Here is a 5753-nt window from a genome sequence, read left to right as displayed (position 1 = left end):
ACGCCTCCCACCGCGCCGAAACCGAGAACGGTGACTTCGTCGACGAGCCGTCCGAAGACGCGATCTTCATGCTGATCGGCGACCTCAACCCCACCGACAACACCTTCATCACCATCGAACCACTCGTAGACGACCCCGCCTGGTACGCCTCGATCTCCCTGCTGGACGAAGGCGGCTACGAAGTCGAGTACCGCGACGCCCGCCGCAGCGACCACCAGATGACCACCGAAACCGACCCAAGCAAGATCGCCAAAGACGCCATCATCTGGCTAGCCCACCGATAACGCGGCCAACCAGCCCGCCCAACGACTTCTGAAACACGGCCTAGGCGGTTATCCACAAGAGCCTGATCGCCTGCCAACGCGTCGCCGGCGGCGGCAACGTCGCCGTCATGGCGAACATCAGGAAGAGCCTGAAGGCGAGCATGACCGTGTCGAGCGCGAGCGCCAGGAAGACGACGGCAGGTGAGCTGAACGGCGCTCGCGCGCCTCGCCGCCGCGCTCGCTGCCTTGCCTGGTGCGTCCCGGCGGGCCGGCGACGTCCCCGGGAGGCGTGGAGCAAGGGTCTATGCGGCGCCTCCCGGGGCCATGGCGACCGGGCCGATACCCCAACCGCCTACGTCAACGGAAACGGCCCGGTGATCGATTCTCGCACGCATCCACCCCCGGCCGGAGGCAGCCGGACCGAGCGGTGCCGGCATGCGGTCAGGGGTGGTCGCCGGGTCGGGCACGGTGCAGGAACAGCACGTCGGTGCACCAGTCCTGGTGGTCCTCATCCCATCGCGGGCGCACGGCGTGTCTGTCAGTGCCGTGGCGGCTCGGATGTCAGTCGGTGGCCGGACCGGACGGCCAGGTGGGTGGATGGGAAGTGCGCGGAACCAGTGCTACGGGTGTGGCGTCAGCGGTGGTTGTCGTCCTGGCCGAGGGTCTCGTCGGGGTTGGTCTCGACTGGCTCGGGCCATGGGCCCCAGGCCGCGGGTGGGCCGTATTCGCCGAGTTGCCCCGCGATGGTGGAGTCGTCGTTGTACGTCCGGCGTGCTCGGCTTGATTGATGCCGCTGGACGGAACCGGCGGGACGGGCAGATCATCTGACTCTCGTCGTCGATCAATGGAGAGTGAGGAGATGCGTTGATGAACAAGCCGGGTACACCAGAGGACCTGCCGAGCCCTCGTGAACTGCTCGTGCGCGCCGCGGCGATGGCGGCGGTCGAGGCCGCGGTGCCGCACGAGGCGTATTCGGCGTTCTTCACGGTGAACGATGACGGTGTCGGGCACCAGGACGGCGGCGGCAACGACTGGGCCTTGGAACCGCTGGAGGGCGGACGGGCCGTCCTGTACGGGTGCGATCACGAGATGAGCTGGACCCGGTTCCACGAACCGCCCCTCGACCTGTTGGCCGGGGCGCCCGGCTGGCTCCCGCTGGAAAGGCTCGCCGACATGCAGGCGGCCAAGGAACTGGGGTTCGTGTACTGGTACGACGGCACGTGGCATCGGGTCGAGTATCCGGACGACCTCCGCGACGACGGCCTCGCGTCCACGGTGGGCGGTACCGCCGACGTGGTACAGCTCCTCGACCACGTGGCCAATGACGTCATCGGCGCCAGGTGGGGCGGTGAGGAGGTCGAGGAGGACGACGGGCTGATGGCGGCGCTGGAGGAGACGGTGCGAGCGGCGCGGGAGGGCGCCCTGGAGGAGACGCTGCGGCGGGCGCGCGAGGGCGCGCTGTCGGCCGAGAGCTTCGCGTGGCTGAGCAACGGCTGGGAGCCGGACCTCTCTGCCGCCCTCGACACCGCCCGCCGTGCCGGCCTGACCCCGAACCCACTGCAACCCTAGCCCTTTGGCAGCGGCCCCCGGCTTAACACCGAAGCGACACCTTCAGGCGCCAAGCTGCGCGCCCGGCATTCTCAGCTCAACCCCAGCACGGCACTGGTCCAGCCGAGGGCCTGAGGGGTATGCCAGCGGGGCCGACCGGCAAGGCCCTGACCAGCAAGATGGCGACCCTCTGGAAATGCCTCTCGCTGCTTTCGGTCGAGCTCCAACACGCGTTCGATCAACAACCGGGCCTGCTCGCACATCTCCAGCACCGCGGCGGCCAGCGCGCCACCCGCTGCCTGAACGGCGCTGTAGGCGGCGCCGGCGACCCGGTCGCAGATCTCGGCCGCGTCCCGCCCGGCCCGCTCCGCCGCGGTCCGCGCCCGCCACGCGGCCTGGCGGCATCTCTTGGAGCACCAGGCGGCGCGGCGTCCGGGCTTGCCGGTCCGCTCGGGCAGCGGCCCGCTGCACACCGGACACTCCGCCGGCGCCGTAGTCGACAGGTCCCCTGGTGGCATGGGGTGGATGGCTTTTGGCGGCCATCAGGCCCGTCCCTGCCCCGGCCCTTGGCGATCCGGGCGACCTCGGCGCGGACCTGACGGAGTTCGTCCTGCAGCTCGCGGACGCGGGCGGCGTGCTGCTCGCGTTCGGCGTCGGCGCGCTGCTCGGCGCGGTCGGCGGCGGCCTCGGCGCGCTCGGCCCGCGCGGCCTGCTCGACCGCGCGGCGTTCGGCGGCCGCGCCGCGCTCGGCGATCGCAGCAAGCTCGGTGCGGACCCTCCAGCTCGCCGCGCACCTCGGCGCTCACTTGGTCCAGCTCGGCCCGGATGCCGGCCACCTCGTCGTCGGCTCTCCAGCGCGACGCGCGCGGTCTCCAGGCGGTGAGGCGTTCGCCCGGTGATCTTGATGTGTGGCGAGCGATGATCTTGGGGCGGCTGCTGCCGTCAGCGTAGAGGCCGAGGCGGTCAGGGGTCATCTCGATGAGCTGATGGCCGCCATGGCAGGGTGTTTCCGCAGGTGGGAGCCTCGGGCGACGGCGAAGAGATATGTGCGTGCCTTGATGAGCGACCGGCCGCGCAGGAACTGCTGGACCATCGCCGAGCAGGCCGTGGGCACAACACCCGGCATGATGCAGCACCTGCTGGAACGCGCGAAGTGGGAACGGGTCACCGTCGAAGGGTTCGACTTCGACGCCTTACCCAAGCTCCCCGCCGCCCAAATCCGTGACCTCGCAGCGTTGCGCTGGCTGCACGCGGGCGAGTCGGTGATCCTCTACGGGCCGGTCGGAGTCGGCAAGACCCACATCGCCCAAGCCCTCGGCCACGTGGCCATCCGGCAAGGCGCAGACGTCCGCTTCCTCGAAACCTCACGCGCGCTCGCCGACCTGGCCGGCGGCCACGCCGACCGTACCTGGCAGCGCCGCCTCAAAGAACTCAACCGGCCCGCAGTCCTCATCCTCGACGACTTCGGCATGCGCGAACCTACCGCCAGCCAAGCCGACACCTCTATGAACTCATCAACGAACGCACCGGCCGCAGCCTCAGCCTCACCAGCAACCGCGCCCCGGTCGACTGGTATCCCCTCTTCCCTAACCCCGTCGTCGCCGAATTCCTCCTGGACCGGCTCATCAACACCAGCCACCAAGTCTTCATGAACGGACCCAGCTACCGCCCCAACAAACGCCCCGGCGACGCACCACAGACATCAACAAGGAGGCAAACTGGTAGACCCAACTCGGCCATGACCTGGGGAAATGCGTCAACAGTAGCCCAGGGAAAACCCTGACCGCTCACACATTTCGGTTCCCTTGCGCCGGATTGGAAGCACCACCGCTATCTTTGGGGTATGGATCCCAACGTAACGACGAACCGCAATGATCCATCGCGGACGGGCTCGTATCTTGCCGAGACGAAACTGCGCCCGGCCAACGTGAACGGGGCGAGCTTCGGCCGGCTGTACGAGCGCAGCGTCAACGGTGACCTTCTCGCGCAGGTCCTGTACGTGCGCGGGGTTCCGGGCACACCCCGTGGGACGAAGAACTTGTTCTTCGCCGCGACGTCGACGAACGAGGTTTATGCGTTCGATGCTGACGACTCTGCGAACCCGAACCCGGTGTGGAAGGCCGGGCCCTTGGGAACGACTCGACTGCTGAACGAGCGCGAGATCTGCCGTGAAACGATCGGGTCGGTGGGGATCACCAGCACGCCTGTCATCGATCTGGGTCGCCAGACGATGTATGTCGTCGCCCGGCATTGGGCACACGGCGGCGCATCGGCTATAGGTCAGCTGGATCTGGCCGGTGATCACTACTTGCACGCGCTAAAACTGAGCGATGGAACGCCGCGTCTTTCGGCGGTGAAAATCGGCGGAACGGACCCCCGCACGAATATGACGTTCGATCCTGCGGTGCAGCGGAACCGTCCCGGCCTTCTCCTGCTCAATGACATCATTTATGCCGCGTTCGCGACGTTCAGTTGCGACGCCGGGAACTACCACGGATGGGTGTTCGGCTACGCGGCCGGCACGCTCGCCCCGAAGGCGATCTTTTGCACCACGACTCTGACTCGTACCCAGTGGGGTGCGGGCATCTGGCAGTCGGGCAACGGTCTGGTCGGTAGCAGCGACGGTCACATCTACTTCGAGACCGGTAACGACATCTATGAACCTATTACCTGCCAGGAGAAGGCCAACCCGGCGGCATCCGCGGAGCTGGCGGATGCATTTGTGAAGCTTCGTGTGACCCCGGCATGGCCGGGGCTCGAGCTCGCGGGTCACCGCCGGCCATCGAACGCCAAACGGTTGCGCGATGGTGACCGCGACGCGCAGTTCAACCCGATCAAGGACAGCCATGGGGAACTGCATTTGGGTGACACCGATCTGGGCTCGGGCGGTCCGGTTCTCCTCCCCGGCTCGCGACTCGTCGGCGGAGGGAAGCAGGGCCGGTACTACGTGCTTGATCCGGTCACGATGGAGTGGACGCAGGACAGCGGCTCACCCGATCCACAGCGGATCGGGGAGGGTTTTCAGGCGTTCGTGAACACGTACCATCCAGAGTTTTCGGAAGATGACTACGGTGCATCCCAGGGCTTTGGGCCGAATATCCACGGTGGTCCGGTCTATTGGTCCGGTCCTAGTTACCTCTATCAAATGCCGGAGAAGGACTACCTGAAGGCGTACCACTATGATCCGGGTACCGGGATCGTACATCACGAGGCGGGGCCAGTGGCCAAGGCCGATGTCCGACCCGGTCCAGGGATGCCCGGCGGTCACAGCTCCCTGTCAGCGAACGGAGCGAACGATGGAATCGTGTGGACGATCAGGCCGACGCAGGATGCGACGGCGGACCCCAGGGCGACCGGGATTCTGCATGCCTTTGACGCACTGACACTGCGGGAACTCTGGAATGACCCGCAGCCCGAGTTGTTCGCAAAGTTCAACCCCCCGACAATCGCAGACGGAAAGGTATTCCGACCGGTATTCGCGCAGTACGAGATTCCAGCCCAACCGGTCTTCGATCGCACGAAGCAGCGGGTCGCTGCGGTCTCCCGAGGCCAGGGAAACCTCGATCTGTTCGTGATCGGTTTCGACAACCGCGTCTGGAGCACCTTCTGGAATGACCAGGTCGGCTGGAATCCAGGCGGCTGGTTCCCGCTCCCGGGGCAAGCTGTCTTCGACCGCACGAAGCAGCAGCTCGCTGCGGTCTCCAGAGCCAGCGGAAACCTCGACCTGTTCATGATCGGTTTCGATAACCGCGTCTGGAGCACTTTCTGGAACGAGCACGACGGCTGGGGCACAAGCCCCAACGGTCACTTCTTCCCCCTTCCGGGGCAAGCTGTCTTCGACCGCACGAAGCAGCAGCTCGCTGCGGTCTCCAGAGCCAGCGGAAACCTCGACCTGTTCATGATCGGTTTCGATAACCGCGTCTGGAGCACTTTCTGGAACGA

At 66.6% G+C, this 5753-nt stretch carries 6 protein-coding genes; 5 read left to right on the top strand and 1 reads right to left on the bottom strand.

Annotated elements, in window-relative coordinates:
- Both amrb99_RS21235 and amrb99_RS21230 read left to right on the top strand, forming a co-directional pair.
- Nucleotides 1-284 (top strand): hypothetical protein (locus amrb99_RS21235; RefSeq protein WP_190858558.1); only part of this gene is annotated, 284 nt, incomplete at its 5' end.
- An 846-nt stretch (nucleotides 285-1130) separates the two neighbouring features.
- On the top strand, nucleotides 1131-1832 hold the full coding sequence (locus amrb99_RS21230; RefSeq protein WP_190858555.1) for a hypothetical protein: 702 nt from the start codon (nucleotides 1131-1133) through the stop codon (nucleotides 1830-1832).
- A gap of 71 nt (nucleotides 1833-1903) precedes the next feature.
- On the opposite strand, the gene amrb99_RS21225 is transcribed toward amrb99_RS21230, so the two are convergent.
- The gene (locus tag amrb99_RS21225) at nucleotides 1904-2284 is read right to left on the bottom strand and encodes a hypothetical protein (RefSeq protein ID WP_190858553.1); all 381 of its coding nucleotides are present in this window, start codon (nucleotides 2282-2284) and stop codon (nucleotides 1904-1906) included.
- Nucleotides 2285-2343: 59 nt separating this feature from the next.
- On the opposite strand from amrb99_RS21225, the gene amrb99_RS21220 reads away from it, so the two are divergent.
- From amrb99_RS21220 to amrb99_RS21210, 3 genes are all read left to right on the top strand, one after another.
- Nucleotides 2344-2694, top strand: coding sequence for a hypothetical protein (locus amrb99_RS21220; RefSeq protein WP_190858551.1), 351 nt, complete (start codon nucleotides 2344-2346; stop codon nucleotides 2692-2694).
- Nucleotides 2695-2869: 175 nt separating this feature from the next.
- Entirely contained in the window at nucleotides 2870-3463 is a 594-nt protein-coding gene (locus tag amrb99_RS21215; protein WP_277819985.1) for an ATP-binding protein, read from the top strand.
- 191 nt (nucleotides 3464-3654) lie between these two features.
- On the top strand, nucleotides 3655-5753 hold a 2099-nt coding region (locus amrb99_RS21210; protein WP_190858548.1), incomplete at its 3' end, for a hypothetical protein.

Origin of the sequence: Actinomadura sp. RB99, from assembly GCF_014706005.1 — a bacterium.
GTDB lineage: Bacteria > Actinomycetota > Actinomycetes > Streptosporangiales > Streptosporangiaceae > Spirillospora.
Note: the sequence above shows the minus strand (reverse complement) of the source record. Positions and strands in the feature narration are given on the sequence as shown.